General features: G+C 76.1%; 22 protein-coding genes. 11 read left to right on the forward strand and 11 right to left on the reverse strand.

Going from position 1 to position 23,814, the window contains the following annotated elements; all coding sequences use genetic code 11:
* Nucleotides 1-14: 14 nt before the first annotated feature.
* Complete coding sequence (locus RTG05_RS22165; protein WP_166526909.1) at nt 15-767, forward strand: hypothetical protein; 753 nt, start codon at nt 15-17, stop codon at nt 765-767.
* Nucleotides 768-893: 126 nt separating this feature from the next.
* On the opposite strand, the gene RTG05_RS22170 is transcribed toward RTG05_RS22165, so the two are convergent.
* Nucleotides 894-1,568 (reverse strand): YqgE/AlgH family protein, encoded by a 675-nt coding sequence (locus tag RTG05_RS22170; protein WP_166526910.1) that lies wholly within the window; start codon nt 1,566-1,568, stop codon nt 894-896.
* Between the two features lie 118 nt (nt 1,569-1,686).
* On the opposite strand from RTG05_RS22170, the gene RTG05_RS22175 reads away from it, so the two are divergent.
* Nucleotides 1,687-2,943 carry an MFS transporter gene (locus RTG05_RS22175; RefSeq protein WP_166526911.1) on the forward strand — a complete coding sequence of 419 codons (1,257 nt, stop codon included), beginning with the start codon at nt 1,687-1,689 and terminating at the stop codon, nt 2,941-2,943.
* An 8-nt stretch (nt 2,944-2,951) separates the two neighbouring features.
* On the opposite strand, the gene RTG05_RS22180 is transcribed toward RTG05_RS22175, so the two are convergent.
* Nucleotides 2,952-3,884 (reverse strand): putative endonuclease domain-containing protein, encoded by a 933-nt coding sequence (locus RTG05_RS22180; RefSeq protein WP_166526912.1) that lies wholly within the window; start codon nt 3,882-3,884, stop codon nt 2,952-2,954.
* A gap of 80 nt (nt 3,885-3,964) precedes the next feature.
* Complete coding sequence (locus tag RTG05_RS22185) at nt 3,965-5,458, reverse strand: CCA tRNA nucleotidyltransferase (protein ID WP_315912149.1); 1,494 nt, start codon at nt 5,456-5,458, stop codon at nt 3,965-3,967.
* Nucleotides 5,459-5,500: 42 nt separating this feature from the next.
* Between RTG05_RS22185 and RTG05_RS22190 the strand changes: the two genes are divergently transcribed.
* From RTG05_RS22190 to RTG05_RS22230, 9 genes are all read left to right on the forward strand, one after another.
* Nucleotides 5,501-5,977 carry an NUDIX hydrolase gene (locus RTG05_RS22190; RefSeq protein ID WP_166526913.1) on the forward strand — a complete coding sequence of 159 codons (477 nt, stop codon included), beginning with the start codon at nt 5,501-5,503 and terminating at the stop codon, nt 5,975-5,977.
* The gene (locus tag RTG05_RS22195; protein ID WP_315912150.1) at nt 5,974-8,283 is read left to right on the forward strand and encodes a DUF6049 family protein; all 2,310 of its coding nucleotides are present in this window, start codon (nt 5,974-5,976) and stop codon (nt 8,281-8,283) included. Before RTG05_RS22190 ends, RTG05_RS22195 begins: the two co-directional genes overlap by 4 nt.
* Nucleotides 8,284-8,311: 28 nt before the next feature.
* Nucleotides 8,312-10,309 (forward strand): murein biosynthesis integral membrane protein MurJ, encoded by a 1,998-nt coding sequence (murJ, locus tag RTG05_RS22200; protein WP_166526915.1) that lies wholly within the window; start codon nt 8,312-8,314, stop codon nt 10,307-10,309.
* A gap of 62 nt (nt 10,310-10,371) precedes the next feature.
* Nucleotides 10,372-12,012, forward strand: coding sequence for a hypothetical protein (locus tag RTG05_RS22205; RefSeq protein ID WP_315912151.1), 1,641 nt, complete (start codon nt 10,372-10,374; stop codon nt 12,010-12,012).
* Nucleotides 12,013-12,232: 220 nt separating this feature from the next.
* On the forward strand, nt 12,233-13,192 hold the full coding sequence (gene trxB, locus RTG05_RS22210) for a thioredoxin-disulfide reductase (RefSeq protein ID WP_208104718.1): 960 nt from the start codon (nt 12,233-12,235) through the stop codon (nt 13,190-13,192).
* A gap of 225 nt (nt 13,193-13,417) precedes the next feature.
* The gene (gene trxA, locus RTG05_RS22215) at nt 13,418-13,744 is read left to right on the forward strand and encodes a thioredoxin (RefSeq protein ID WP_166526917.1); all 327 of its coding nucleotides are present in this window, start codon (nt 13,418-13,420) and stop codon (nt 13,742-13,744) included.
* A gap of 124 nt (nt 13,745-13,868) precedes the next feature.
* A complete protein-coding gene (locus RTG05_RS22220) occupies nt 13,869-15,020 on the forward strand; it encodes an N-acetylmuramoyl-L-alanine amidase (RefSeq protein WP_315912152.1) in 1,152 nt (383 codons plus the stop codon).
* Nucleotides 15,021-15,107: 87 nt separating this feature from the next.
* A complete protein-coding gene (locus tag RTG05_RS22225; protein ID WP_315912153.1) occupies nt 15,108-16,490 on the forward strand; it encodes an aminotransferase-like domain-containing protein in 1,383 nt (460 codons plus the stop codon).
* Nucleotides 16,487-17,482, forward strand: coding sequence for a D-alanine--D-alanine ligase family protein (locus tag RTG05_RS22230; protein WP_166526918.1), 996 nt, complete (start codon nt 16,487-16,489; stop codon nt 17,480-17,482). Before RTG05_RS22225 ends, RTG05_RS22230 begins: the two co-directional genes overlap by 4 nt.
* 88 nt (nt 17,483-17,570) lie before the next feature.
* Here RTG05_RS22230 and RTG05_RS22235 read toward each other — a convergent pair whose 3' ends face one another.
* The 8 genes from RTG05_RS22235 to rpmH form a co-directional block, all read right to left on the reverse strand.
* Nucleotides 17,571-18,677 (reverse strand): ParB/RepB/Spo0J family partition protein, encoded by a 1,107-nt coding sequence (locus RTG05_RS22235; protein WP_315912154.1) that lies wholly within the window; start codon nt 18,675-18,677, stop codon nt 17,571-17,573.
* Nucleotides 18,674-19,732: a ParA family protein gene (locus tag RTG05_RS22240; RefSeq protein ID WP_166526919.1), complete on the reverse strand. Its 1,059-nt coding sequence runs from the start codon at nt 19,730-19,732 to the stop codon at nt 18,674-18,676. Before RTG05_RS22240 ends, RTG05_RS22235 begins: the two co-directional genes overlap by 4 nt.
* A 78-nt stretch (nt 19,733-19,810) precedes the next feature.
* Complete coding sequence (gene rsmG / locus RTG05_RS22245) at nt 19,811-20,473, reverse strand: 16S rRNA (guanine(527)-N(7))-methyltransferase RsmG (RefSeq protein WP_166526920.1); 663 nt, start codon at nt 20,471-20,473, stop codon at nt 19,811-19,813.
* Nucleotides 20,470-21,123, reverse strand: a complete 654-nt coding sequence (locus RTG05_RS22250; RefSeq protein ID WP_166526921.1) for a Jag family protein — start codon at nt 21,121-21,123, stop codon at nt 20,470-20,472. The genes rsmG and RTG05_RS22250 overlap by 4 nt, the downstream gene beginning before the upstream one ends.
* A 90-nt stretch (nt 21,124-21,213) precedes the next feature.
* The gene (gene yidC, locus RTG05_RS22255; RefSeq protein WP_208104719.1) at nt 21,214-22,383 is read right to left on the reverse strand and encodes a membrane protein insertase YidC; all 1,170 of its coding nucleotides are present in this window, start codon (nt 22,381-22,383) and stop codon (nt 21,214-21,216) included.
* A complete protein-coding gene (yidD, locus tag RTG05_RS22260) occupies nt 22,376-22,711 on the reverse strand; it encodes a membrane protein insertion efficiency factor YidD (protein WP_166526922.1) in 336 nt (111 codons plus the stop codon). The genes yidC and yidD overlap by 8 nt, the downstream gene beginning before the upstream one ends.
* Nucleotides 22,708-23,079, reverse strand: a complete 372-nt coding sequence (rnpA, locus tag RTG05_RS22265; RefSeq protein ID WP_166526923.1) for a ribonuclease P protein component — start codon at nt 23,077-23,079, stop codon at nt 22,708-22,710. Before rnpA ends, yidD begins: the two co-directional genes overlap by 4 nt.
* Before the next feature lies 1 nt (nt 23,080).
* Entirely contained in the window at nt 23,081-23,218 is a 138-nt protein-coding gene (gene rpmH / locus RTG05_RS22270) for a 50S ribosomal protein L34 (RefSeq protein ID WP_089305879.1), read from the reverse strand.
* Between the last annotated feature and the right edge of the window lie 596 nt (nt 23,219-23,814).

The following is a 23,814-nucleotide window of genomic DNA, read 5'->3' on the forward strand; positions in this document are numbered from 1 at the left end:
AATAGGCTGCCCGCATGCCCGCGCGCCGCCGTCCGCTACTCCCGGCGCTGGTGGTGCTGGCCCTGCTGGCCGGGTGCGGCGGCGCGCAGGAGCGACTCGAGGGGGCGCCGGTCACCGAGGCCGAGGCCGGCCTGCTGGCCCGGCTGCTGGCCGACACCCACGAGCGGGGCGGCGCGGACGTCGTCGTCACGGCGCCCTACGGCGAGGACGGCGTGCTCACCCTGACCGGGGAGGTCGACCTGGCCGGCGGCACCGGGCGGGCCCAGGCGGTGACCAGGCACGGCGACGGCCGGCCCGACGACACCCGCACGCTGTTCTTCACCGCCGACGAACTGTGGTTCGGCGACGTCCCGGGCCTGGCCACCGCGCTGGCGGCCGCCGGGCTGCCCGAGGCCTCCTACGTGCGCCGGCCGGTGTCGGTGGCGCGGGAGGCGCCGCTGGTCGACGTCCTCGCCCGGGTGGTGCTCAACCTCGCCGCCGAGGAACCCGATCCCGCCGGCGCTTTCCGCGGGGCGGGCTACACCTGGCAGGGCGAGCGGTCGATCGACGGGGAGCTGGCCGGGCTCTACGCCTCGGGGACCGGCTGGTCGGTCGCGGTCGACCGGTCCACCGACCTGCTGGTGCAGTACCGCACGCCGCTGCCCGGGACCGACGAGGTCACGGTGACGCTGTCCGACCACGGGCCGCGGGAGATCACACCACCGGCCGCGGGCGAGTCCGTGGACTCCGCCGAGCACCCCGACGTCGCGGAGACCGTCGGGCTCTGAAGGAGCCCCTACGGGCCGGTCCGGCCTGTCGCCGGACGTGCAGGAGGGGCGGCCTCTTCCCCAGACCGCCCCTCCCGAGGTGTTCTTACCAGATCCCGGGCCCGCGCGCAGCGCAGGACACGCCGGTCAGTTGGCCGTGGGGTCCGCGGGCGCGGTGGACAGCACCGCCAGGCGGCCGGTCTGGCGGCCCACCACCCGCCGCCACAGCTGCGGCCCGGCCAGCTCGCTGAGCACGTCGTCCGCACTGCCGGGCACGCACGCCCAGGCCCCCTCGGCGATCTCGCCCGCCAGCTGGCCGCGCGACCAGCCCGCGTAGCCGGCGAACACCCGCAGGCCCTGGACCCGCCCGGTCAGCTCGTCGGGGTCGGCGTCGAGGTCCACCAGGTGCACGCCGCCGGCCACCGGCCGCAGCGCGCACCCGTCCTCCGGGCCCCCGCTCGCCGCGGCAGCACACACGGCCAGGCACAGGGCGGTGTCGGTCTCGCACGGGCCGCCCACGTGGAACACGCCGGGGTCGACGGCGAGGTCGCACCAGACCGGCAGCACGTCGCGGATGTCGACCTGGCTGGGCCGCCCGAGCACCACGCCGAGCGTGCCGCCCTCGTTGTGGTCCAGCACGTAGACCACGGCGCCGGCGAAGTTCGGGTCGGTCAGGCCCGGCATCGCGACGAGCAGCGACCCGGGGCGGACGTCGTCCAGGCCCCCGGTCGAGAGCGCGGGGACGGCGTCCCGGCGACGGCGGCCCGTCGCGGGCCGGGCGGGACGACCCGGCTCGGGTTCGGGCGAGGACGGGGGAGTCATCACCGACCAGTGTGCCCCACCGCGACGCCCCCCGGCGGCGGCAGGCACACCCACGGGGGGAGGTCGCGCGGCCCGTCGTCGCCCGGGAGTGGAGGGGTCGCCACCGTAGGGTGACCGCGTGCCGCAGGGAACGACCGTGCGCACCCTGCTGTCCTCCGGCGGCTTCCGCCGGCTGCTGGCCACCCGGCTGTCCGCGCAGTTCGGGGACGGCGTGCTGCAGGCCGCCCTCGCCGGCACGCTGGTGTTCGACCCGCAGCGCGCCGCCGACCCGCTGGCGGTCGCCACCGGCTTCGCCGTCCTGCTGCTGCCCTGGTCGCTGGTCGGTCCGTTCGCCGGCGTCTGGCTGGACCGGTGGAGCCGGCGGCGGGTGCTGGTGCACGCCGGCGTGCTGCGCGCCGGCCTGGTCGCCGTCCTGGCCCTGCTCGTGGCCGGCGGCACCGCCGGTGCGCCGCTGCTGGTCACCGGGCTGCTGCTGTTCTCCGTCGCCCGCTTCGTGCTGTCGGCGCTGTCGGCGTCCCTGCCGCACACCACCGGTGACCTGGTGCCGGCCAACGCCCTGTCGACGACCGCCGGCGCGGTGGCCGCGGTCGCCGGCGGCGCGACCGCGATCGCCGTGCAGCAGGCCGCCGACCTCACCGGGGACGGCGGCTACGCGCTGGTCACCCTCGGCGCGGCCGGGCCCTACCTGCTGGCCGCCGCGGTGGCCGCGGGGTTCGGCTCCCGCGCCCTCGGGCCGGACGACGGCGCGGCCCGGGCCTCCGCCCGTCAGGTGCTCGCCGGGATGGTGGCCGGGGTCCGGCACCTGCGGGCGCGCCCGCCGGCGGTCACCGCGCTGGCCGTCGTCACGGTGCACCGGCTGTGCTTCGGGCTGCTCACCCTGATGACCCTGCTGTACGCGCGCGCCGCCGCCCCGGCCGGCGGGGGGCTGCTCGGCGTCGGAGCGGCCGTCGCCGCCGGCGCGGCCGGGACGCTGCTGGCGGCCGTGGTGACCCCGCGGGCGGTGCGCCGCCTGGGCCGGGCCCGGTGGGTGACGCTGCTGCTGGCCACCGGCGGGCCGCTGCTGGCCGTGCTGGCGTGGCCGTTCCGGCCGGTGGGCATCGTCCTGGCCGCCGCCGTGCTGGGCTTCCTCGGGCAGGGCGTGAAGATCTGCGTGGACGCGACGCTGCAGCAGGTCGTCGACGACGACGTCCGCGGCCGGGTTTTCTCCGTCTACGACACGCTGGTCAACGTCAGCTACGTGCTCGCGCTGCTGGTCGCGGCGCTCCTGCTGCCCGCGGACGGCGTCTCCCGGCCCGCGGTGCTCGCCGTCGCTGCCGCCTACCTCCTCGCCGCGGCCCTCACCGGAGGCTCACGAGCGAGGTTTCCTGCGCGCTGAGCCTCCACTCAGGCGACGAGACGCAACAACTCGCGGCCACAGGCGAGTGGCTCGGTGCGCAGCCGGCGCACCGGGAACCGGAACAGCCGCACCCCTGCGCCCTGGATGGCGTTCTGCCGGCCGAGGTCGGAGCTCCAGTCACTCGCGGACAGGTGGAACGCCGCCCCGTCGGCCTCGGCCGCGACGCGGGTGCGCCGCCAGAAGGCGTCCACGAAGAAGGTCCCCGACGGGGTCTCGATCGCGGCACCCCACTCCGGCTCGGGCACCCCGGCGAGGAGCAGCGCACGCCGAAGATCGGCCTCTCCGACCGATCGCATCCCCCGCCGGGCGTCGGCGACCGCCGTGCGCAGCCCAGGGGTGAGCCGCCTGCCGAGCAGGGCCGCCTCACGCTCCAGGTCGGCGACCGTGCACAGGCCCCGCTGCAGGACGTCGGCGACCACGTGGTCGACGTCGTGACGGCGGGCGACAGTGGCTGCGACGTCGACCGCCGCCCGCGCCGGCGGGCACACCCGCAGGCCGTCGACGACGCCCTCGGCGATCGGGCGGCGGCTCTGGTGCACCACGAGGAAGCCGCGCGAGCGCAGGTGGTGACCCTGCGGCACGGTCACCTCCACCAACCCGCCCTCCTGCGGGACGGCGTAGTCGCCGCGGACTCCCGCCGCCCTCCGCAAGTTGGTGAGCTCCTCGGCCCGCGCCTGCCAGGCGACCAGGGCGCTGCGGTGGCTGAGGGCGGCGGCTGCGCCCGCGAAACACAGCGCCGCGTGCCAGCGCTCGATGCGCGTCAGCGGACCCGAGTGGCTGACGAACACCCCGGGCAGCGGCTCCTGCCACCTCCCCGCGGCCACCGCCGTGCGCAGGCGGTAGTTGCTGTTCCCCTGTGCCAGCAGGACGCGTCGGGGGGCGACCTGCTGACCGTGGTGGTCGATGGGCGGGAGGCGCACCCGCGGAGAGTGCCGTGTCGAGCACCCGGCGCGCGGGCGTCGTCCACAGCGGAGGCCCGCGAACGAGGTTTCCTGCGCTCTCAGCCTCCGGTGCGGGCCGACCACCAGGCGCGCAGCTCGGCCTCGGCCTCGTCGGGGTCCAGCGGGCCGCGTTCCAGGCGCAGCTCCTTGAGGAACGTCCACGCCTCGCCCACCTCGCGCCCCGGCGGGATGCCCAGGATCGCCATGATCGCGTTGCCGTCGAGGTCCGGGCGGACCCGCGCGAGGTCCTCGGCGGCCGACAGCTCGGCGATTCGCTGCTCCAGCGAGTCGTAGGTCTCCGCCAGCGCCGCGGCCCGCCGGCGGTTGCGGGTGGTGCAGTCCGAGCGCACCAGCTTGTGCAGCCGGGGCAGCAGCTCGCCGGCGTCGGTCACGTACCGGCGGACGGCGGAGTCGGTCCACTCACCGCGGCCGTAGCCGTGGAAGCGCAGGTGCAGGAAGGTCAGCCGAGCCACCGCCTCGACGACGTCCTTCGGGTAGCGCAGCGCGGTCAGCCGCCGGCGGACGAGCTTGGCGCCGACCACCTCGTGGTGGTGGAAGGAGACCCGGCCGCGCGGCTCGTGCCGGCGGGTGGCCGGCTTGCCGACGTCGTGCAGCAGCGCGGCCAGCCGCAGCACCAGGTCCGGCGACGGGTGGTCCGGGTCGGCCTCCTCCAGGGCGATCGCCTGGTCCAGCACGGTCAGCGAGTGCGTGTAGACGTCCTTGTGCTGGTGGTGCTCGTCGATCTCCATCCGCAGCGCGGACAGCTCCGGCAGGACGACGTCGGCGAGCCCCGTGCCGACGAACAGCTCCAGCGCCGCCCGCGGGGAGTGCTGCAGCAGCGTCTTGGACAGCTCCACCTGCACCCGCTCCGGGGTGATCCGGCCGAGCTCGGGAGCCAGCGAGGTCATCGCGGCGACCACCTCCTCGGCGGGGGTCAGGCCCAGCTGCGCGACGAACCGGACGGCGCGCAGCATCCGCAGCGGGTCGTCGGCGAAGGAGTCCACCGCGGTCCCCGGCGTCCGCAGCCGCCCGGCGAGCAGGTCGCCGAGCCCGCCGAAGGGGTCGGTGACGGTGCGGTCGGGGCCTAGCGAGACCGCCATCGCGTTGACGGTGAAGTCGCGGCGGGCGAGGTCGTCGACGAGCGAGTCGCCCCAGGCCACCTCGGGGTTGCGCGACTCGCGGTCGTAGCGGTCGGCCCGGAAGGTGGTGATCTCCAGCCGGACGCCGTCGACCTCGGCGCCGACCGTGCCGAAGGCGATGCCGGTGTTCCACGTGGAACTGGCGAGGCCCCGCAGCAGGTCGAGCACCTGCTCGGGCCGGGCGTCGGTGGTCACGTCCAGGTCGCCGGGGACGCGCGGCTCCCCGGACCCCGCCGCCAGCAGCGCGTCGCGCACCGACCCGCCGACCAGGTGCACCTCGTGCCCGGCGGCGGTGAAGCGCTTCCCCAGCCGGGTGAGCACGGGGGAGACGTCGACCAGCTGCCGCACGGTCTCCTGGACGGCGGCCGGCACGGGGGCGCCGTCCCGGGGAGGACTCTGCGGCTGACCGGACACGACGGTCCAGGGTAGTGCGGTGTCTCGCGCTACCCTCCTGGCATGGCTGGGACGGGCGGGCGAGGGCGCCCCGGCCGCCGGTTGCGCCGGGTCGACGAGACCTCCGCCGGGGGCCTGGTGGTGGCCGACGACCCCATCACGGGGCCGCGTGCCGCCCTGATCGGCCGCACCGACCGCCGCGGGCGGCTGCTGTGGTCCCTGCCCAAGGGCCACATCGAGGAGGGCGAGACCCCCGAGGACACCGCCGTCCGGGAGGTCGCCGAGGAGACCGGCATCATCGGCGAGGTCGTCGCCCCGCTGGGCATCATCGACTTCTGGTTCGTCGCCGACGGCCGCCGGGTGCACAAGACGGTGCACCACTTCCTGCTGCGCGCCATCGGCGGGGCCCTGTCCGACGCCGACGTCGAGGTGACCGAGGTCGCCTGGGTGCCCCTCGACGAGCTCGGCGCACGGCTGGCCTACGCCGACGAGCGCGCACTGGTCGAGCGGGCGCCCGCGCTCCTCGCCGACAGCGCGTGAGCCGGCCGGCGAGCGCACCGGCAGGCAGAGCACGCACCCGGCGGTCGGCCGCCGGGTGCGTGCTGGCCGCGCTGCTCGCCGTCCCGCTCGTGGCGCTGGCGCCGGCCGCGACGGCCGCGCCGGAGGACCCGGCCCCCGCCGCGGACGACCGTCCGGTCGCCGTGCGACTCACCGTGCTCGAGCCGCGCACCGTCGCCCCGGGCACCCCCGGCGTCCCGGTGACCGTCGCCGGCGAGCTGACCAACACCGGCACGGAGACGCTGACCGACCTCGACGTGCGCCTGCAGCGAGGGGAGCCGCTCACCACGCGCGCCGAGCTCCAGGCCGCCGCGGACGGGCCCGAGCCGGCGGCGATCGCCGTCACCCCGTTCCAGGACGTCGCCGACGAGCTGCGGCCGCGGGACTCGGTGCCCTTCACGCTCAGCACGACCACCGACGCGCTGGCCATCGGCTCCGAGGGCGTCTACCCGGTGCTGCTCAACCTCAACGGCATCGGCTCCGACGGGGAGCGCCGCCGGGTCGGGGAGCTGACCACCCAGCTGGTCGCGCCGCCGGTGGCGCCGGTCGGGCCGACGGACGTCGCGTGGCTGTGGCCGCTGGTCGAGCGCACCCACCGCGACGCCTCCGGCACCTTCGTCGACGACGAGCTGGCCGGGGAGGTCGCGGTCGGGGGCCGGCTGGACCGCGTCCTGGCCACGCTGGAGCGTCTGCCGCAGTCTGTCCCCGCGGAGGGCGGCGACCCGGTGCCGACGGTGCCGGTGACCCTCGCCGTCGACCCCGCCCTGGTCGAGGAGCTCGCGCTCATGGCCGCCGGTCCCTACGCCGTCGCCGGCGATGCGGACGGCGGCGAGGGCACCGACGAGGCGGCCGCCTTCCTCGACCGGCTGCGCGCCCTGGCCGCCGACCACCCCGTGGTCGCGCTGCCCTACGGCGACGTGGACGCCGACGCCCTGACCGCCACCGGGCTGCCCCAGGTGGTCACCCGCAGCCTCCCCGGCAGCCCGGGGGGCACGGCGCAGGACGACCCCGCCGCACCCGGCGCCGCCGACGCGGCCGGTGCCTCCGGCGCGGGCATCCTGCGGGAGGTCCTCGGCGTCGAGGCCCGCACCGACCTGGCCTGGGCGGTCGGCGACTCGCTGCGCCCGGGCACCCTGGACGTGCTCGCCGACGGCGGGATCAGGCAGGTCGTGCTCGACCCCGGCGCCCTCCTCGACGGCGAGGCCGCGCTGGGCGCGACCGGCCCGGCGGCGGCCCGGACCACGTTGCCCACCGCCGGCGAGCCGGTGCAGGCCCTGGTCGCCGACGACGTCCTCGGCGACGTCGCGGCCACGGCGGAGCAGATCCCCGGGGGCGGCCGGGCCGCCGAGCAGCGGCACCTCGCCGAACTGGCGCTGCTCGCCCTGCAGGCCGGGAGCGCCCCCGCGGGGCAGAGCGTGCTGGTCGCCCCGCCCCGCCAGGTGGACGCCGACCCGGTGCCGGTCAGCACCATGATGGCCACCTCCGCGGGGCAGCCGTGGCTGCGGCCGGTCACCGTGGCCGGGCTCGGCGAGGGGCCGGTCACCGACACCGGCGGGCTGGCGCCGCCGTCGGGGCCGGACGGGCTGGAGCCCGCCGGGCTGGCCGACGTCGCCGCCGCCGTCGCCGTCCGGGAGGACCTCGCCGGCGCGGTGTCCGGCGACGCGGCCGCGGTGCTGGCGCCGTGGGACGCCGCCATCGCGCGCAGCAGCTCGGCGGCCTGGCGGGACGACCCGGTGGCCTTCGCCGCGGCCGCCGCGGACGTGCGGGCGACGACGGCCCGGCTGCTCGAGCGGGTCACGCTGCTCGCCCCGGCCGAGGGCACCTACAGCCTCGCCGCCCGCGACGCGCCGCTGGTGCTCACCGTGCTCAACGACCTGCCCTTCGCCCTGCGCGTGCAGCTGCAGGTGCAGACCCGCGGCAACGCGCTGTCGGTGGGCGACGTCAGCGACCAGGTGCTGGAACCCCAGCAGCGGACGATCCTGCAGGTGCCCAGCGAGGTCAGCCAGTCGGGGAGGTTCAGCGTGACGGCCACGCTGACCACGCCGGACGGCGTCCCGCTGGGGGAACCGGTGCGGCTGCAGCTGCAGAGCACCGCCTACGGGTCGATCTCCGTGGTCGTCACCATCGGCGCGGCCGCGCTGCTCGGGCTGCTGTTCCTGCGCCGGCTGGTGCGCTACCTGCTGCGCCGCCGCCGCGGCACGCCCGGTGAGGGGGACGACGACCTGCCCGGCGGCCCGGAACGCGAGGGTGCGGGGGTCCCGCTGCCGCCGACGCGGAGCCCGGTGTGACCCGCCACCGCCGCGCCGGGGACCGCCGGTGAGCGACCGTCCGGTGGGGGAGCAGCAGCGCCGGCCGCTGCCGCCCGTGCCGCCTCCCCCGGCCGCGGCGCGCGGGCCGGAGTCCGGGTCCGGTGAGCGCGTCCGGCGCGACCCGGCCCCGCCCGCCGTGCCCGGCCCGGTCACCCCGCCGGCCCTGCCGCTGCCCCCGCCGCCGTACCCCAAGGCGCCGCCGGGCGGGCGGCCGCTGCCCCCGGTCCCACCCCGGGCGCAGCGGGTCCGGGACCTCCCCCCGGTGCCCCCGCCCCGGCAGCCGTCGCGCTTCGTGCCCGGCCCGGACGACACCCAGCTCATCCCGGTGCTGCCCGCCGTGCCGCGGCGGGTGGACGAGACCGACGAGGAGGTCGAGGCCCGCGAGGGCCGTCCCGGCGCCAGCGGCGGCATCCTGCGCGCCGCCGGCACGATGGCGGTGGCCACGCTGGTCTCCCGCATCACCGGCCTGCTGCGCACGATGGTGCTCACCGCGGCGCTGGGCGTCGGCCTGGTCGGCGACGCCTACAACACCTCCAACACGCTGCCCAACATCGTCTACGAGCTGCTGCTCGGCGGGGTGCTCACCTCGGTGGTCGTGCCGCTGCTGGTCCGCGCCCAGGAGCGGGACCGCGACGGCGGCACCGCCTACGCCCAGCGCCTGGCCACCGTCGCCGTCCTCGGGCTGGTCGTGGTCACCGCGCTCGCGGTGCTCGCCGCGCCGCTGCTGACCCGGCTGTACGGCCTCGGCGAGGACCCCGAGCAGTACCGGCTGGCCACCTGGCTGGCCCGCATCCTGCTCCTGGAGATCGTCTTCTACGGGATCGGCGCCCTGGCCCAGGCGATCCTCAACTCCCGCGGGGTGTTCGGTCCGCCGGCCTGGGCCCCGGTGCTCAACAACGTGGTCGTCATCGTCACCGGGTTCCTCTTCCTCGCCGCCGCCGGCCCCGGGGAGCTGACCCCGGTGACCATCACCCCGCTGCAGGTGTGGCTGCTCGGCGGCGGCACCGCGCTGGGCATCGCCGTGCAGGCACTGGTGCTGCTGCCGCTGCTGCGCCGGGCCGGCGTGCCACTGCGCCCGCGCTGGGGGCTGCGCGACACCGGACTGCGCGAGATCGGCACCCTCGGGCTGTGGGTGGTCGGCTACGTGGCGATCAGCCAGGTGGGCGTCGTGGTGGCCACCCGGATCGCCAACGACGCCGGGCGGGACGGCGGGCTGGGGTCGCTGGGCCTGGCCAACGCCAGCCTGCTGTTCCAGATGCCCTACGGGATCATCGGCGTGGCCCTGCTGACCGCGCTGGTGCCGCGGATGAGCCGGGCCGCGGCGCGCTCCGACGTCCCCGGCGTGGTGCGCGACCTGTCGCTGGGCACCCGGCTGTCGGCCCTGGGCCTGCTGCCGGTCAGCGCGGCGCTGACCGTGCTCGGCCCGGCGATCGCGGTGGTGACCTTCGCCCGCGGGAACACCGGCGTCGAGGAGGCCCGCACCATCGGCCTGGCGCTGGCCGTCGGCGCCTTCGGGCTGCTGCCGATGGCGGTCACCCTGCTGCAGCTGCGGGTGTTCTACGCGATGCAGGACACCCGCACGCCCACGCTGCTGCAGCTGGGCATGGTCGGCGTCCGCGTGCCGCTGCTGGTGGCCGTACCGGTGCTGGTGCAGCCGGAGGACGTGGTGCCCGGCCTGATGCTCGTCACCGGCCTGACCTACGTCGTCGGCTGGGTGCTGGGCAACGTGCTGCTGCGCCGCCGCCTGGGGTCACTGGACAGCCGCACGACGCTGCTGCCGGTGCTGCGCGTGGCCGTCGTCGCGACGCTCGCCGGCCTGCTGGGGTGGCTCGCGGTGTCCCTGGCCGACGACGCCCTGGACCCGTCGGTGGCAGGGTCGCTCGCCACCGTGCTGCTCGGTACCGTGGTCATCGGCGTCACGACCCTCCTCGGGTTCGTGGTCGCCCGTGTCCCCGAGGTCCGGGAGCCCCTGGCGGCGCTGCGGGCCCGGCGGGGGCGCGGGTGAGCAGCGCCGGGCCGGGGCAACACAGCCGCCGGCCGGGAGGGGACGGGGGGCCGGGCGCACCGATGACGTCCACGACCACCGGGCTGCCCGACCGCTACCGCCCGATCGACCGGGTCGGCCCCGCCGAGACCACCCCCACCGGGGTCATCCACACCTGGCAGGCCCTGGACCGGGTGCTCAACCGCGACGTCGCCATCCGGGTGCACACCCCCGGCGGGCCCGCCGCCCGGGAGTGGATCGCCCGCGCGCTGACCGCCGGTGGACTGGCCACGCCGGCGCTGGCGATGGTCTACGACGCCGCCGAGGGCAGCGCGGGCCGGGCGGGGGAGGACGCCGCCCCGGGCAGCGCGGCCTACGTCGTCAACGAGTGGATCGAGGGCAGCACCCTCGCCGAGCGCCTCGCCGAGGGCCCGATGTCGGAGCGGGAGGCGCGCAGCGTGCTGCGCCGGCTGGCCGAGGGCGTGGCCGCGGCGCACCAGGTCGGCCTGGCCGTCGGCGGGCTCACCCCGGAGACCGTCGTCCTGCGCCGCGGCGGCTCGGTGGGGCTGCGCTCGGTGCCCGCCGCCAGCGGCACCGTGCAGGGCGACGTGGCCGCCCTCGGCGAGCTGCTCGAGTACTGCCTTACCGGCCGGCGTCCCGGGACGGTCCCCGAGGGGACGACGGCGGCCGGGATGCCCCCCGACCTGGCGGCGCTGGTGCGCCGGGCCCGCTCCACCGACCCGGGTGCCGGGCTGTCCAGCGTCGCGGCCATGGCCGCCCTGCTCACCGAGCGGCCGCGCACCGGGCACACCGCCGACCCGGCGCGCGCCGCCGACGAGTCCGACAGCGGGTGGCTGCGCCGGCTGCGCGAGCGCCGCGAGGAGGAGCGCGCCGAGTCCGGGGGCCGCCGGCCCGCCGTCGACCCCCCGACGCGGGACGCCACGAGCAGCTCCGCCCCGCCGCTGGCGGCCCGCGGGCTGCCGCCGGTACCCCTCCGGCGGCACGCGGCCGCCGAGGAGGACGACCTCCTGCCGCTGTCGGCCGGGGAGGACGGCGCCGACGACGACCCGGCCGGCCGGCCCGACGCCCGGCGCCGCCGGCTGCTGCTGGTGGGCCTGCCGCTGCTGGCGCTGGCCGTGGTCGTCGCGCTGGCGGCCTGGCTGGGCAGCAGCGTGCTCTCGGTGCCCGATGACGGGACCGGCGACCCGGGTGCGGCCCCCAGCGCGCCGTCGGCCGGCCCCCTGGCCCCGCAGCAGAGCGCTCCGCCGGCGGACGCGCCCGCCGCCGCCACCATCGCCGGCGGCAGCGTCTACAACCCCCAGGGCGACGGCGACCCGGAGAACCCCGACGAGGTCCCGCTGTCCTTCGACGGCGACCCGGCCACCGGCTGGTCGACGGTGACCTACCGGGGGTCGCCGGCGTTCGGCAACCTCAAGGACGGCGTCGGCGTCCTCTACGACCTGGGCGCGGAGCAGCCGCTGGCCGGCGTCGGGATCAGCGGCAGCGCCGGCGCCACCGTGGAGGTCCGCGTCGGTGACCGGCCCGACGGCGACCTCGCCGCCTACCGGGTGGTGGCCGGCGGGACGCTCGGCGAGGCGGCCGACCTGGCCTTCGACGAGCCGGTGACCACCCGCTACCTGCTGGTGTGGGTCACCGGGCTGGTCCCCTCCGACGGCGGGTTCTCCGCCGAGGTCACCGAGGTCACCCTCACACCGGCCGGCTGAAGGAGGACCACCCTCCCCCCCACGCCTCGCGAGCTCGCGCTGGGCCCCGTCCAGAGGCTCGCCGCGAGCCTGCGAGCGGTGAGGAGGACGGGGTCCTTCTACCTGGAGGGCGGCCGGTTGCAGCACCGGGCGCAGGAATGCGGCCACCACGGTCCCGGTTGTGCCAGCCGTGACGACGAACCACCCGACCCCTGGCCCCGCGGTGACCGAGGAGCACGCAGTGCCCGCGATCCCGCCCGCCGAGCACGACGGCGTCCGCGACCTGATCATCATCGGGTCCGGTCCGGCCGGGTACACCGCCGCCGTCTACGCCGCCCGCGCGAACCTCCACCCCCTGGTGTTCGAGGGCTCGCAGTTCGGCGGCGCGCTGATGACCACGACCGAGGTCGAGAACTTCCCCGGGTTCGCCGAGGGCATCCAGGGCCCGCAGCTCATGGACGACATGCGCACCCAGGCCGAGCGCTTCGGCGCCGAGCTGGTGGCCCGCGACGTCACCGAGGTCGACCTGACCGCCGAGCCCAAGGTCGTCACGGTCGGCGACGAGGTGCACCGGGCGCACGCGGTCATCGTCGCGACCGGGTCGAAGTACCGCTACCTCGGGCTGGACAACGAGCAGCGGCTGCTGGGCCGCGGCGTGTCGGCCTGCGCGACCTGCGACGGCTTCTTCTTCCGCGACCAGGACATCGCCGTGGTCGGCGGTGGCGACTCGGCGATGGAGGAGGCCACCTTCCTCACCCGCTTCGCCCGGTCGGTGACCGTCGTGCACCGGCGGGAGGAGCTGCGCGCCTCCAAGATCATGCAGCAGCGGGCCCAGGGGAACGACAAGATCCGCTGGGCGCTGGGCAAGCAGGTCACCGACGTGCTCGGCGACCAGACGGTCTCCGGCGTCCAGCTGACCGACGTCGGCACCGGCGCCATTGAGGAGCTGCCGGTCTCCGGGGTGTTCGTCGCCATCGGCCACGACCCCCGCAGCGAGCTGTTCGTCGGCCAGCTCAAGCTCGACGACGAGGGGTACGTCCAGGTCGAGCACCCCACCACCCGGACCAACCTCGAGGGCGTCTTCGCCTGCGGTGACGTGGTCGACCACATCTACCGCCAGGCGATCACCTCCGCCGGCACCGGGGCCGCGGCCGCCATCGACGCCGAGCGATGGCTGGCCACCGCCTTCGGCGAGCGCTGACGGCCGCCCCTGCGAGGTGGCCCTCCTCCTTCCCCCCACGCCTCGCGAGCTCAGGCGGAGGGCCCCTGGAGGGTGGCCGTCCCAAGAGCTCACCGCGCTCGGCGCGGACCCATGGGGGGTGACCCTCCGGGGCATACACCACCCGTCGAGCGGGTTGTCCCGCACAGACCCACCGGCCGGGGCCCCTGCGCCCCGGCCGTCACCGGACCACGAGGAGAGCGACCCATGGCAGGCAACACCGTGACCGTCACCGACGCGAGCTTCGCCGACGACGTGCTGGGCAGTGACAAGCCCGTGCTCGTCGACTTCTGGGCGGAGTGGTGCGGCCCGTGCAAGATGGTCGCCCCGGTCCTGGAGGAGATCGCCTCCGAGCACGGCGACAAGCTGACGATCGCCAAGCTCAACATCGACGAGAACCCGCAGATCGCGCGTGACTACCAGGTCATGTCCATCCCGACGATGACCGTCTTCCAGGGCGGCAAGCCGGTGAAGAGCATCATCGGCGCCAAGCCCAAGGGCGCGATCCTCTCCGACCTCGCCGACTACCTGTGAGGACCGAACACACCCGGACGGCCTGACACGTCACCAGGGCCTCCCCCGCCACCGGCGGGGGAGGCCCTCGTGCGTCCGGGGCCCGCCGGGCCGACCGGACGGACGGGGACCACAATCGACCCCGATGGGAACCGACAGCCAGATGCAGCCCCTGGGGCCCGGGGACCGCGGTCCCGTCGTGGCCGACGTGCGCGCCGCCCTGCGCGCCCTGACCCTGCTGCCCGCCGGCGAGGCCCAGGAGCCGGTACCGCTGGAGCAGACGGTCTACGACCCGGCCACCGAACTCGCCGTGCGGCACTTCCAGCAGGTGCGCGGCCTCACCGTCGACGGCCGGGTCGGCGAGGAGACCTACCGCGCGCTGTCCGAGGCGCGCTGGTCCCTGGGCGACCGGCTGCTGCACCACGACCCGGTGCGCCCGATGCGCGGGGACGACGTCACCAACCTGCAGGACCGGCTGCACGAGCTCGGCTACGACGCCGGCCCGGTCGACGGCGTCTTCGGCGCGCAGACCGAGGCCGGTCTGCGGACCTTCCAGCGCGACTACGGCCTGACCTCCGACGGCACCTGCGGGCCGGCCACGCTGCGCGCCCTGCGCCAGCTCGGCCGCAAGGTCACCGGCGGGCGGCCGCAGCTGCTGCGGCAGAGCGCCAGCTTCGTGGAGAGCGGCCCGCACCTGATCGGCCGGCGGATCGTCGTCGACCCCGGGCACGGCGGCACCGACCGCGGCTTCAGCGCCGGGGAGACCACCGAGGCCGACCTGGTCCTCGACCTGGCCTCCCGCATCGAGGGCCGGCTCGCCGCGGCGGGGGCCACCGTGTACCTGACCCGCGGCCGACACCAGGACCCGACCCCGGCGGAGCGGACGGCGTTCGCCAACGACGCCCGCGCCGACCTGTTCCTGTCCCTGCACACCGACGCACACCGTTCCGAGCACGCCCGCGGGGTGGCCAGCTACTACTACGGCACCGGGTCGGGCCCGTCCTCGACGGTGGGGGAGCAGTTCGCGAACCTGGCCCGGCGGGAGGTCGTCGCCCGCACTGGGCTGCTGGACCTCGGCTCCCACCCGAAGACGTGGGACCTGCTGCGGATGACCCGGATGCCCGCCGTCCGGCTGGACTGCGGCTACCTGTCGCACCCCGTGGACCGGCTGCTGCTGCTGGACGCCCGGCTGCGCAGCACGGTCGCCAGCGCCGTCCTGGCCGCCGTCCAGCGGTTGTTCCTTCCCGCCGAGGCCGACCCGCCCACCGGCACCTTCGTGCTGCCCGCGAGGGGCTGACCGCTCACGGCGCGACGGGTGTGACGGTTGGGTCCGTCCCGGCCGTGTCCGGGTCGGGCAGGCCCCGGTGCTCCCTACACTCGGGGCGTGGCCTCCCTCCCGCCCGGCACGTCCCCGGGCCCCGGTGCGCACCACCCGGCTCCGCGGCACCCGCGGCTGGACCCGCTGGCCGACCGGTACGCGGCCCGCACGCACGGGATGAAGGCCTCGGAGATCCGCGCGCTGTTCTCCGTCGTGAGCCGTCCGGAGGTGGTCTCGCTGGCCGGCGGGATGCCCGCCGTCACCGCGCTGCCCCTGGACGCCGTCGGCTCCATGATCGGTGAGCTCGTGTCCGGGATGGGCGCGCAGACGCTGCAGTACGGCTCCGGTCAGGGCGACCCGCGGCTGCGCGAGCGGATCTGCGACGTCATGGCCCTGGAGGGCATCACCGACGCCAACCCCAGCGAGGTCGTGGTCACCGTCGGCTCCCAGCAGGGGCTGGACCTGGTCACCCGCGTGTTCGTCGACCCGGGCGACGTCGTCCTCGCCGAGGGCCCCTCCTACGTGGGCGCCCTGGGCGTGTTCCAGGCCGCGCAGGCACGCGTGCGGCACGTCGCGATGGACGACGACGGGCTCGTCCCCGAGGCGCTGGAGCAGGCGCTGCTGGAGTGCCGGGCGGCCGGTGACCGGGTGAAGTTCCTCTACACCGTGCCCAACTACCACAACCCGGCCGGCGTCACGCTGTCCGAGCCGCGCCGGCAGGCCGTCGTGGAGATCGCCGACCGGTACGACCTGCTGGTCATCGAGGACAACCCCTACGGCCTGCTGGGCTTCGACCGCGAGCCGATGCGCGCCCTGCGCGCCCGGGACGACCGGCGGGTCATCTACCTCGGCTCGTTCTCCAAGACGTTCTCCCCGGGCCTGCGGGTGGGCTGGGTGCTCGCCCCGCTCGCCGTCCGGGAGAAGCTGGTGCTGGCCACCGAGGCGCAGGTGCTCTGCCCGCCGTCGCTCACCCAGTACGCCGTGGCCCGCTACCTGGACACGCAGCCGTGGCGCGAGCAGGTCAAGCACTTCGTCGAGCTCTACCGCGAGCGGCGCGACGCCACCCTGGAGTCCCTGGAGGCGCTCATGCCGCCGGGCACCACCTGGACCCGCCCGGACGGCGGGTTCTACGTGTGGCTGAAGCTGCCGCACGGGCTGGACGCCAAGCTGATGCAGCCGCGCGCGGTCAACGCGCACGTGGCCTACGTGCCGGGCATCGGCTTCTACGCCGACGGGTCGGGCCGGGAGCACCTGCGGCTGTCCTACTGCTTCCCCGAGCCGGACCAGATCCGCGAGGGGGTGCGCCGGCTGGCCCGCGTCATCGAGGCCGAACTGGACCTGCACGCCACCTTCGACGGCGTGGACACCGGCACCTTCCGCGCCGTGTCCGGCGGCCGGCCGGGCGCCGTCGGTCCGGCCAGCAGCGACCGCTCCGAGGAGCGGGCATGAGCGACACCGCACCGGCCACCGCGACCGAGCCCACCGCCGCGGTGCACCCGCTGCGGGCCGTCGTGCTGGCCGGCGGCCTCAACGTCGAGCGGGAGGTCAGCCTGTCCTCGGGCACGCAGGTGGCCGAGGAGCTGCACCGTGCCGGCGTGGAGGCCGAGCTGCGCGACGCCGACGCCGAGCTGCTCCCCGGGCTGGCCGCCGCGCCGGCCGACGCCGTGTTCATCGCCCTGCACGGGGCCACCGGCGAGGACGGCGCGCTGCGCGCGGTGCTCGACCTGGCCGGCGTGCCCTACGTCGGCTCACCGGCCGCGGCCTGCCGGCTGGCGTGGGACAAGCCGGCCGCCAAGTCCGTCGTCCGCTCCGCCGGGCTGACCACCCCGGACTGGGTGGCGCTGCCGCACAGCACCTTCCGGGAGCTCGGTGCCGGTGCGGTGCTGGACCTCATCGTCGCCCGGCTGGGGCTGCCGCTGGTGGTCAAGCCCGCCTCCGGTGGCTCCGCGCTCGGGGTGCAGAAGGTGAGCCGGGTCGAGGACCTGCCGGCCGCCATGGTCAGCTGCTTCGCCTACGGGGACACCGTGCTGGTCGAGCGCTTCGTCGACGGCGTGGAGCTGGCCCTCTCCGTCGTCGACCTGGGCGAGGGGCCCGAGGCGCTGCCGGCCGTGGAGATCGCGCCGGAGTCCGGCGTGTTCGACTACACCTCCCGCTACACCCCCGGCCTCACCGAGTACCACGCGCCGGCCCGGCTCGCCGACGACGTCGCCGCCCGCGCGGCCGACCTCGCGGTGCGGGTGCACGAGGTCCTCGGCCTGGCCGACCTGTCGCGCACCGACGCGATCGTCACCCCGGACGGCGAGGTCCACTTTCTCGAGGTCAACGTCTCCCCAGGACTGACCGAGACGTCGATGTTCCCCATGGCGGTGGAGGCGGCCGGCTCCTCGCTCGGTGACGTGCTGTCCCGGCTGCTCACCCGCCGGGCCGCCGCCGCCCGCTGAGGGAGGGCCCCGTCCTCCCTCCCCCTCTCACGCTGGGGGCGGTGCCCTGGACGGGGCCGCCGGATTCCGTACGTGACGGAACCGGCTCTCACTCCTCCGGACGGCGGCCGGTGATGTCCGGGGCCATCTGGCCGATGATCCGCTGCAGGTCGTCGACCGAGCCGAACTCGACGACGATGCGGCCCTTGGCGCGGCCGATCTGGATCTGCACCCGGGTCTCGAAGGCGTCGGAGAGCCGACCGGCGAGGTCCTCGACGCCGGGGGCGTTGAACCGCCGCGGCCGGCGCTTGGCGGCCGGCTGTGCGGCGACGGCCAGCGCGACCGCCTCCTCGGTGGCCCGCACCGACATGCCCTCGGCGACGACGCGGGTGGCGAGGGCCTCCTGCGCCTCGGCGTCGGCCAGCCCCAGCAGCGCCCGGGCGTGACCGGCGGAGATGACGCCGGCGGCCACCCGGGTCTGCACCCTGACCGGCAGCTTGAGCAGCCGGATGGTGTTGGTGACCTGCGAGCGGCTGCGACCGATCCGGCTGGCCAGCTCCTCGTGCGTGGCGCCGAACTCCTCCAGCAGCTGCTGGTAGGCCGCGGCCTCCTCCAGGGGGTTGAGCTGCACCCGGTGGATGTTCTCCAGCAGGGCGTCGCGCAGCAGGGCGTCGTCGGTGGTGTCCCGGACGATCGCCGGCACCGCCTCCAGCCCGGCCGCACGGGCGGCCCGCAGCCGCCGCTCGCCCATGATGAGCTCGTAGCCGCCGCCCGCGTCACCGTCGCGCTCGCGCACCACGACCGGCTGGAGCAGGCCGAACTCCCGCACCGAGTGGGTGAGCTCCTCCAGCGCCTCGTCGTCGAAGACCTGGCGGGGCTGGCGGGGGTTGGGCACGACGTCGGCCACGGCCACCTCGCGCAGCTGCGCGCCCGGCACGCTCGTGGTCGCCGCGGCCTGCGCGGCCACCGTCGCCGCGGCCTGGGCGGCCGGCGGGAGCAGGTGCACCGGAGCGGCCGGCGGGGCGTGCTCGCGGTCGCCGGGGCCGCCGGTGGGGTCCCCGGCGTCCGGCGCGGGCCGGTCGTCGGCGGGTGCACTGGTGGGGATCAGCGCCGCCAGCCCGCGGCCCAGACCGCCCCGCCGGCCGAGGGGGCCGCCCCGGCGGCGCTCGTCGGCCGCGTCCGCGGGGCCGCCCGGACCGGTGCTGAGCTCGCTCACGGGATCTCCTGGGAGGACGGGGGCACGCGGACGGTCGCCGCGGCACGGTCGGGGAACGCCGGTCCGGCAGCCGCGGCCACCGGCGAGCCGGGCGAGGGCCGCGAGGGCAGCGGCGGCAGGGCGGCACCGCGCTGGGCCAGCTCCCGGGCGGCCTCGACGTAGCTCGTGGAGCCGCGGGACCCCGGGTCGTAGGTCACGACCGACTGGCCGTACCCGGGGGCTTCCGAGACCCGGACGTTCCGGGGGATGACCGCGTCGAGCACCAGGCTGCCGAAGTGGTTGCGCACCTCCGCGGCGACCTGGTCGGCGAGCTTGGTGCGCCCGTCGTACATGGTGAGCAGGATGGTCCGGACGGCGATCCCCGGGTTGAGGTGGCGGCGGACCAGGTCGATGTTGTTGAGCAGCTGCCCCAGCCCCTCGAGTGCGTAGTACTCGCACTGGATGGGGATGAGCACCTCGTCCCCGGCGACCAGCGCGTTGAGCGTGAGCAGGCCGAGGGACGGCGGGCAGTCGATGAGCACGTAGTGCGGCCGCTGCTCCGGCGGGAGCTCCTCCAGGTGGGCCTCGATCGCCCGGCGCAGCCGGTACTCCCGGGCCACCACCGAGACCAGCTCGATCTCCGCGCCGGCCAGGTCGATCGTCGCCGGCACGCAGGACAGCAGCGGGGTGGCCGTGGTCGGGTGCACCACCTCGGCCAGCGAGCTGTCCCCGACCAGGGCGTCGTACACCGACGGCGTCCCGACGCTGTGGTCCACGCCGAGGGCGGTGCTGGTGTTGCCCTGGGGGTCCAGGTCGACGACCAGCGTCCGCAACCCGTACAGCGCCAGGGCCACGCCCAGGTTCACCGACGAGGTGGTCTTGCCGACGCCGCCCTTCTGGTTGGCGATGGTGATGACCCGGATGCGGCCGGGTGCGGGAAACGGTTCCTGGTCGGCCGCGTGCAGGACCCGGGTGGCCCGCAGCGCCTCCATCGCGATGGGGCTGTCGAACTCGACGGTCGAGGCCGACTGGTCGGCCGTCAGACTGCTGCGCAGCCGCTGGCCCGGGTCGGTCATCTCAGCTCCTCCCTGTCGGTCCGTTCCACGTGGAACACCGCGACGTCCCTGACCGAGACGTTCCACGTGGAACGCACCTCATCGGGGGCCACGCGTCATGACCACCACGGTAGTGGCAGCCTCCCCCAGCTCCGCGCCGACAGCCCGCGCGTGCACGTCGCGCATGCCGGCCGCCTCGAGCTCTGCCAGCAGCGCCGGCAGCTCCTCCACCGCGCGGGTGCCCACGAGGGCGACCAGCTGCGCCCCGGGCCGCAGCAGCCCGCGGCACCAGGACACCAGCCGGGGGAGTGCAGCCACGGCCCGCGCGGTGACGACGTCCACCGCACCCACCGCGGCGCGCACCGAGCGCTCCTCGGCGCGGCCGCGCACGACCCGCCACGGGGCGCCGAGCTCGGCGACGACCTCCTCGAGGAACTCCACCCGCCGCGCCATCGGCTCGACCAGCGTCAGCCGCAGGTCCGGCCGCGCCAGCCCCAGCGGGATGCCGGGCAGGCCCGCGCCGCTGCCGACGTCGACCACCCGGGCTCCCGGTGGCACGGCGTCGGCGACCGCCGCGCTGTTGAGCACGTGCCGCTCCCACAGTCGCGGCACCTCCCGTGGGCCGATCAGTCCGCGGGTCACGCCGTCGGTGGCCAGCCGCGCCACGTAGCGCTCGACGTCGGCCAACCCGGCCCCGAACACCGTCCGCGCGACGGGTGGGGCCGGTGGGACGTCCGTGCCGGAAGAGGTCGGCTCGGTCACCGCTCCGGCAGCACCACGACGCGGCGGTGGGGTTCCTCGCCCTCGGACTCGCTGCGCACCCCGGCGACGCCGGAGATGACGTCGTGCACGACCTTGCGCTCGAAGGGGTTCATTGCCGACAGCCGCTCCGGCTGCCCGCTGCCGGCGACCCGGCGGGCGGTGTCGGCGGCCAGGGAGGTCAGGTCCGAGCGGCGTCGGGCCCGGAAGCCGCTGACGTCGAGCATGAGCCGGCTGCGCACGCCGGTGGACTGGGCGACGGCGAGCCGGGTGAGCTCCTGCAGCGCCTCCAGGACCGCTCCGTCGGCGCCCACCAGGTCCTGCAGGTCCCCGCCGACGATGGCCACCGACGCGCGGTCGCCCTCGACGTCGAGGTCGATGTCGCCGTCCACGTCGAGGATGTCCAGCAGCCGCTCCAGGTAGTCGCCCGCGACGTCCCCCTCACGCACCAGCAGGTCGTCGGCGTCGTCCCCGCCGTCGTCCCCGGTCACGTCCGTGGGCTCGACGGCGGCGTCCGCCCCGTCCTCGTCCGGGTCGGGCAGGTCCGGCTGCCCCGGGCCCCCGGCGTCGGTGGGCACCGGGCTCAGGACGGCGCCGGAGGTGGCCTCACTGGTGGGGCCGGCCGGCTCGGTGGGGTGCTGCGGGGCGCTCATGGCGGTCCTCCAGTCGGTGCGGGCGTCCGGGTCCTCCCCGGGAGTCGGTGGCCGGCGCGGGCGCCCGCAGCGGGCACCGCGCGCGCCGGGTCAGCGGCGCTTGCGCTTGCCGCGGTTGGCCGGGCCCGGGCTGCCACGGCCGGCCGTCCCGCGTGGCCGCCCGTTGGCGGCCCGCGCGGCCGGTGACGCGCCGTTGGCACTGGCGGCGGTGGCCCCGGAGGGTGCCGGCGCGTCCGCGGGACCGTCGGTCGGCGTGCCGGCCGTCGTGTCGCCGCCCGTGCCGGCCGTCGCACCGCCGTTCGTGCCGGCCGTCGCGTCGCCGGAGGGGTCGACGGTCGAGGCCGGGGCGGCGGTCCGGCCGGCCTTCGGGCGGACCGGCTTGGCGCCGGGCTTGGGCGCGAGGGTCTTCGGGTCGACGGGCGGCTTCAGCGTCCCGTCCTTCAGCCCTTTGGCCTTGGCGGCGTCGGAGCCGGGCGGCGGCATCTTGCGCAGGATGAAGAACTGCTGGCCCAGCGTCCACAGGTTGTTGGTGAACCAGTAGAGCAGCACGCCGATGGGGAAGAAGAAGCCGGAGACGAACAGGCTCAGCGGCATGACGTAGAGCAGCAGCTTCTGCACCATCGCGGCCTGGCCCTCGACCGGGCCCGAGCGCGACATGATCTGCTTCTGCGTGACGTAGGTGGTCAGGCTCATGACCAGGATGAGCAGGAACCCGACGATCCGGATCGGCCCGTAGCCGCCGGTGATCGCGAGGATGGCGTCTTCCTTGGCGCCGCTCATGACGAACGACGAGGAGATCGGCGCCCCGAAGAACGGTGCCCGCGCGGCCTCGTCGGTCAGCGCGTCGTCCCAGCTGTAGAGCCCGTCGGCGCCCGGGGCCAGCCGGCGCAGCACGTGGAACAGCGACAGGAAGATCGGGATCTGCGGCAGGATGGGCAGGCACCCGGCGAGCGGGTTGACGTTCCGCTCCTTCTGGAGCTTCTGCATGGCCACGGCGAAGCCCTGCCGGTCGCTGCCGTACTCCTTGCGCAGCCGCTGGATCTCCGGCTGCAGCTCCTGCATGGCCCGCTGGGACTTCACCTGCTTGACGAACAGCGGGAACAGGATCAGCCGGACGGTGACCACCAGGAACACGATCGACAGCGCCCAGGCCAGCCCGGACAGCCCCGTGCCGGCCGCCGGGTCGTCGAAGACCAGGCTCCACAGCGAGTGCCACTGGGCCATGACCCAGGAGATGGCGGTGTACAGCCAGTCAAGCAACGCCAGCCTCCTGCTGCGGGCCCCGGTGCGGTGCCGGGGGGACGGGTCGGGCGGATCCGGGTGGGGACGTGCGGGCCGGCGGCACCAGGTCCAGACCACCAGGGTGCCAGGGGGCGCACCGGAGCAGCCGCCACAGGGCCAGCAGGCTGCCCCGCCCCGCGCCGTGCACGGTCAGCGCCTCGACGGCGTAGTCGCTGCAGGTGGGCTGGAAGCGGCAGCGCGGCGGCAGGTTGGGGCTGATGGCCCGCTGGTAGAAGCCGACGGCGGCCAGCAGCGCCCGAGCGACCGGACCTCGTCCGTCGCGGGCAGCCGACCGGTCGGTGGTCACGGGGTGCGGACCCGGAGCACGCGGTCCAACCCGGCGGTCAGGTCGCGGCGCAGCTCCGCCGACGTGACGGTGGCGGCCTCCGGCCGGGCGCGGACCACCAGGTCCGCGGTCACCGGCAGCCGGTCCAGCTGCTCGAGGACGGCGGCGCGCAAGCGCCGGGTGACTCGGTGGCGGACCACCGAGTTGCCCACGGCCCTGCCCACGACGAACCCGGCCCGCGGACTCCCGGCCCCGCCGGGGACGGTGGGGGGAGCGGGCCGTTCGGGGAGGTAGTGGAGCACCATGGTCGGCCGTCCGGCTCGCCTGCCGGACCGGACGACCGCGGTGAACTCCGGACGCCGGCGCAGGCGGGCCTGCGCGGGCAGCACCTCAGGCGGAGAGCTTCTCGCGGCCCTTGCGCCGACGGCCGGCGATGATCGCCCGGCCCGCGCGGGTGCGCATCCGCAGCCGGAAACCGTGGGTCTTGGACCGGCGGCGGTTGTTCGGCTGGAACGTGCGCTTGCTCACGAGGTACTCCCACTACACGGCATCGACGGGGCGTGCCCACCGGGAGGCGGGCATACGCGACAGGGACGGGCGCACGGCAGGAGCCGGATCCCGTCCACAGGACTCAGCTCAGCATAGCCGAGGGAGCGGGGGGATCGGCGGTCCGGGCGGACGCCGACTGTTCATGGTCCCGCAACCGCCCGCGGCGGTGGTGGTGCCACGCTGTGGTCCTGCGCGAGACCTCTGCGCGACACGCCCCGCGGCACGCCGGGCGCTGTCGGCCTGCTCGTTGCCGGGCTGTGGACGGGGCTGTTAGCGTCGCCGTCGCTCCACACCGGACACCGGCGTCCGGCGTGGGGGCCGCCCCGCGGGTGTGGACCGACCCCCACGCTCCCCGACGAGCACGACGACTCGTCTCCGACCTGCGGGAACGTCCCCACTCCGACAGGACGCGCGGGCCCCTGCGCCTGCGGCGCGGGCCCGTGCACAGCCTGTGGACACCGGTGTGGACGGCGTGTGTCCGGGTGTCCACAGCGGGGACCGGTCGGGGACGACGGGCCCGGCGACGGGCGGCCATAGCGGAGCGACGACACACCGAACCCAGGAGGACGAGGGCC

The sequence above is a fragment of the Geodermatophilus sp. DSM 44513 genome, assembly GCF_032460525.1.
Classification (GTDB): domain Bacteria; phylum Actinomycetota; class Actinomycetes; order Mycobacteriales; family Geodermatophilaceae; genus Geodermatophilus.

What these genes read in the sequence shown, in the direction of transcription:
- RTG05_RS22230 (WP_166526918.1), top strand. Translation starts at nt 16,487, where the DNA reads ATGAGCGACACCGCACCGGCCACCGCGACCGAGCCCACCGCCGCGGTG.
- RTG05_RS22240 (WP_166526919.1), bottom strand. Translation starts at nt 19,732, where the DNA reads ATGACCGACCCGGGCCAGCGGCTGCGCAGCAGTCTGACGGCCGACCAG.
- RTG05_RS22205 (WP_315912151.1), top strand. Translation starts at nt 10,372, where the DNA reads ATGACGTCCACGACCACCGGGCTGCCCGACCGCTACCGCCCGATCGAC.
- RTG05_RS22165 (WP_166526909.1), top strand. Translation starts at nt 15, where the DNA reads ATGCCCGCGCGCCGCCGTCCGCTACTCCCGGCGCTGGTGGTGCTGGCC.
- trxA (WP_166526917.1), top strand. Translation starts at nt 13,418, where the DNA reads ATGGCAGGCAACACCGTGACCGTCACCGACGCGAGCTTCGCCGACGAC.
- RTG05_RS22190 (WP_166526913.1), top strand. Translation starts at nt 5,501, where the DNA reads ATGGCTGGGACGGGCGGGCGAGGGCGCCCCGGCCGCCGGTTGCGCCGG.
- RTG05_RS22170 (WP_166526910.1), bottom strand. Translation starts at nt 1,568, where the DNA reads ATGACTCCCCCGTCCTCGCCCGAACCCGAGCCGGGTCGTCCCGCCCGG.
- RTG05_RS22220 (WP_315912152.1), top strand. Translation starts at nt 13,869, where the DNA reads ATGGGAACCGACAGCCAGATGCAGCCCCTGGGGCCCGGGGACCGCGGT.
- RTG05_RS22250 (WP_166526921.1), bottom strand. Translation starts at nt 21,123, where the DNA reads ATGAGCGCCCCGCAGCACCCCACCGAGCCGGCCGGCCCCACCAGTGAG.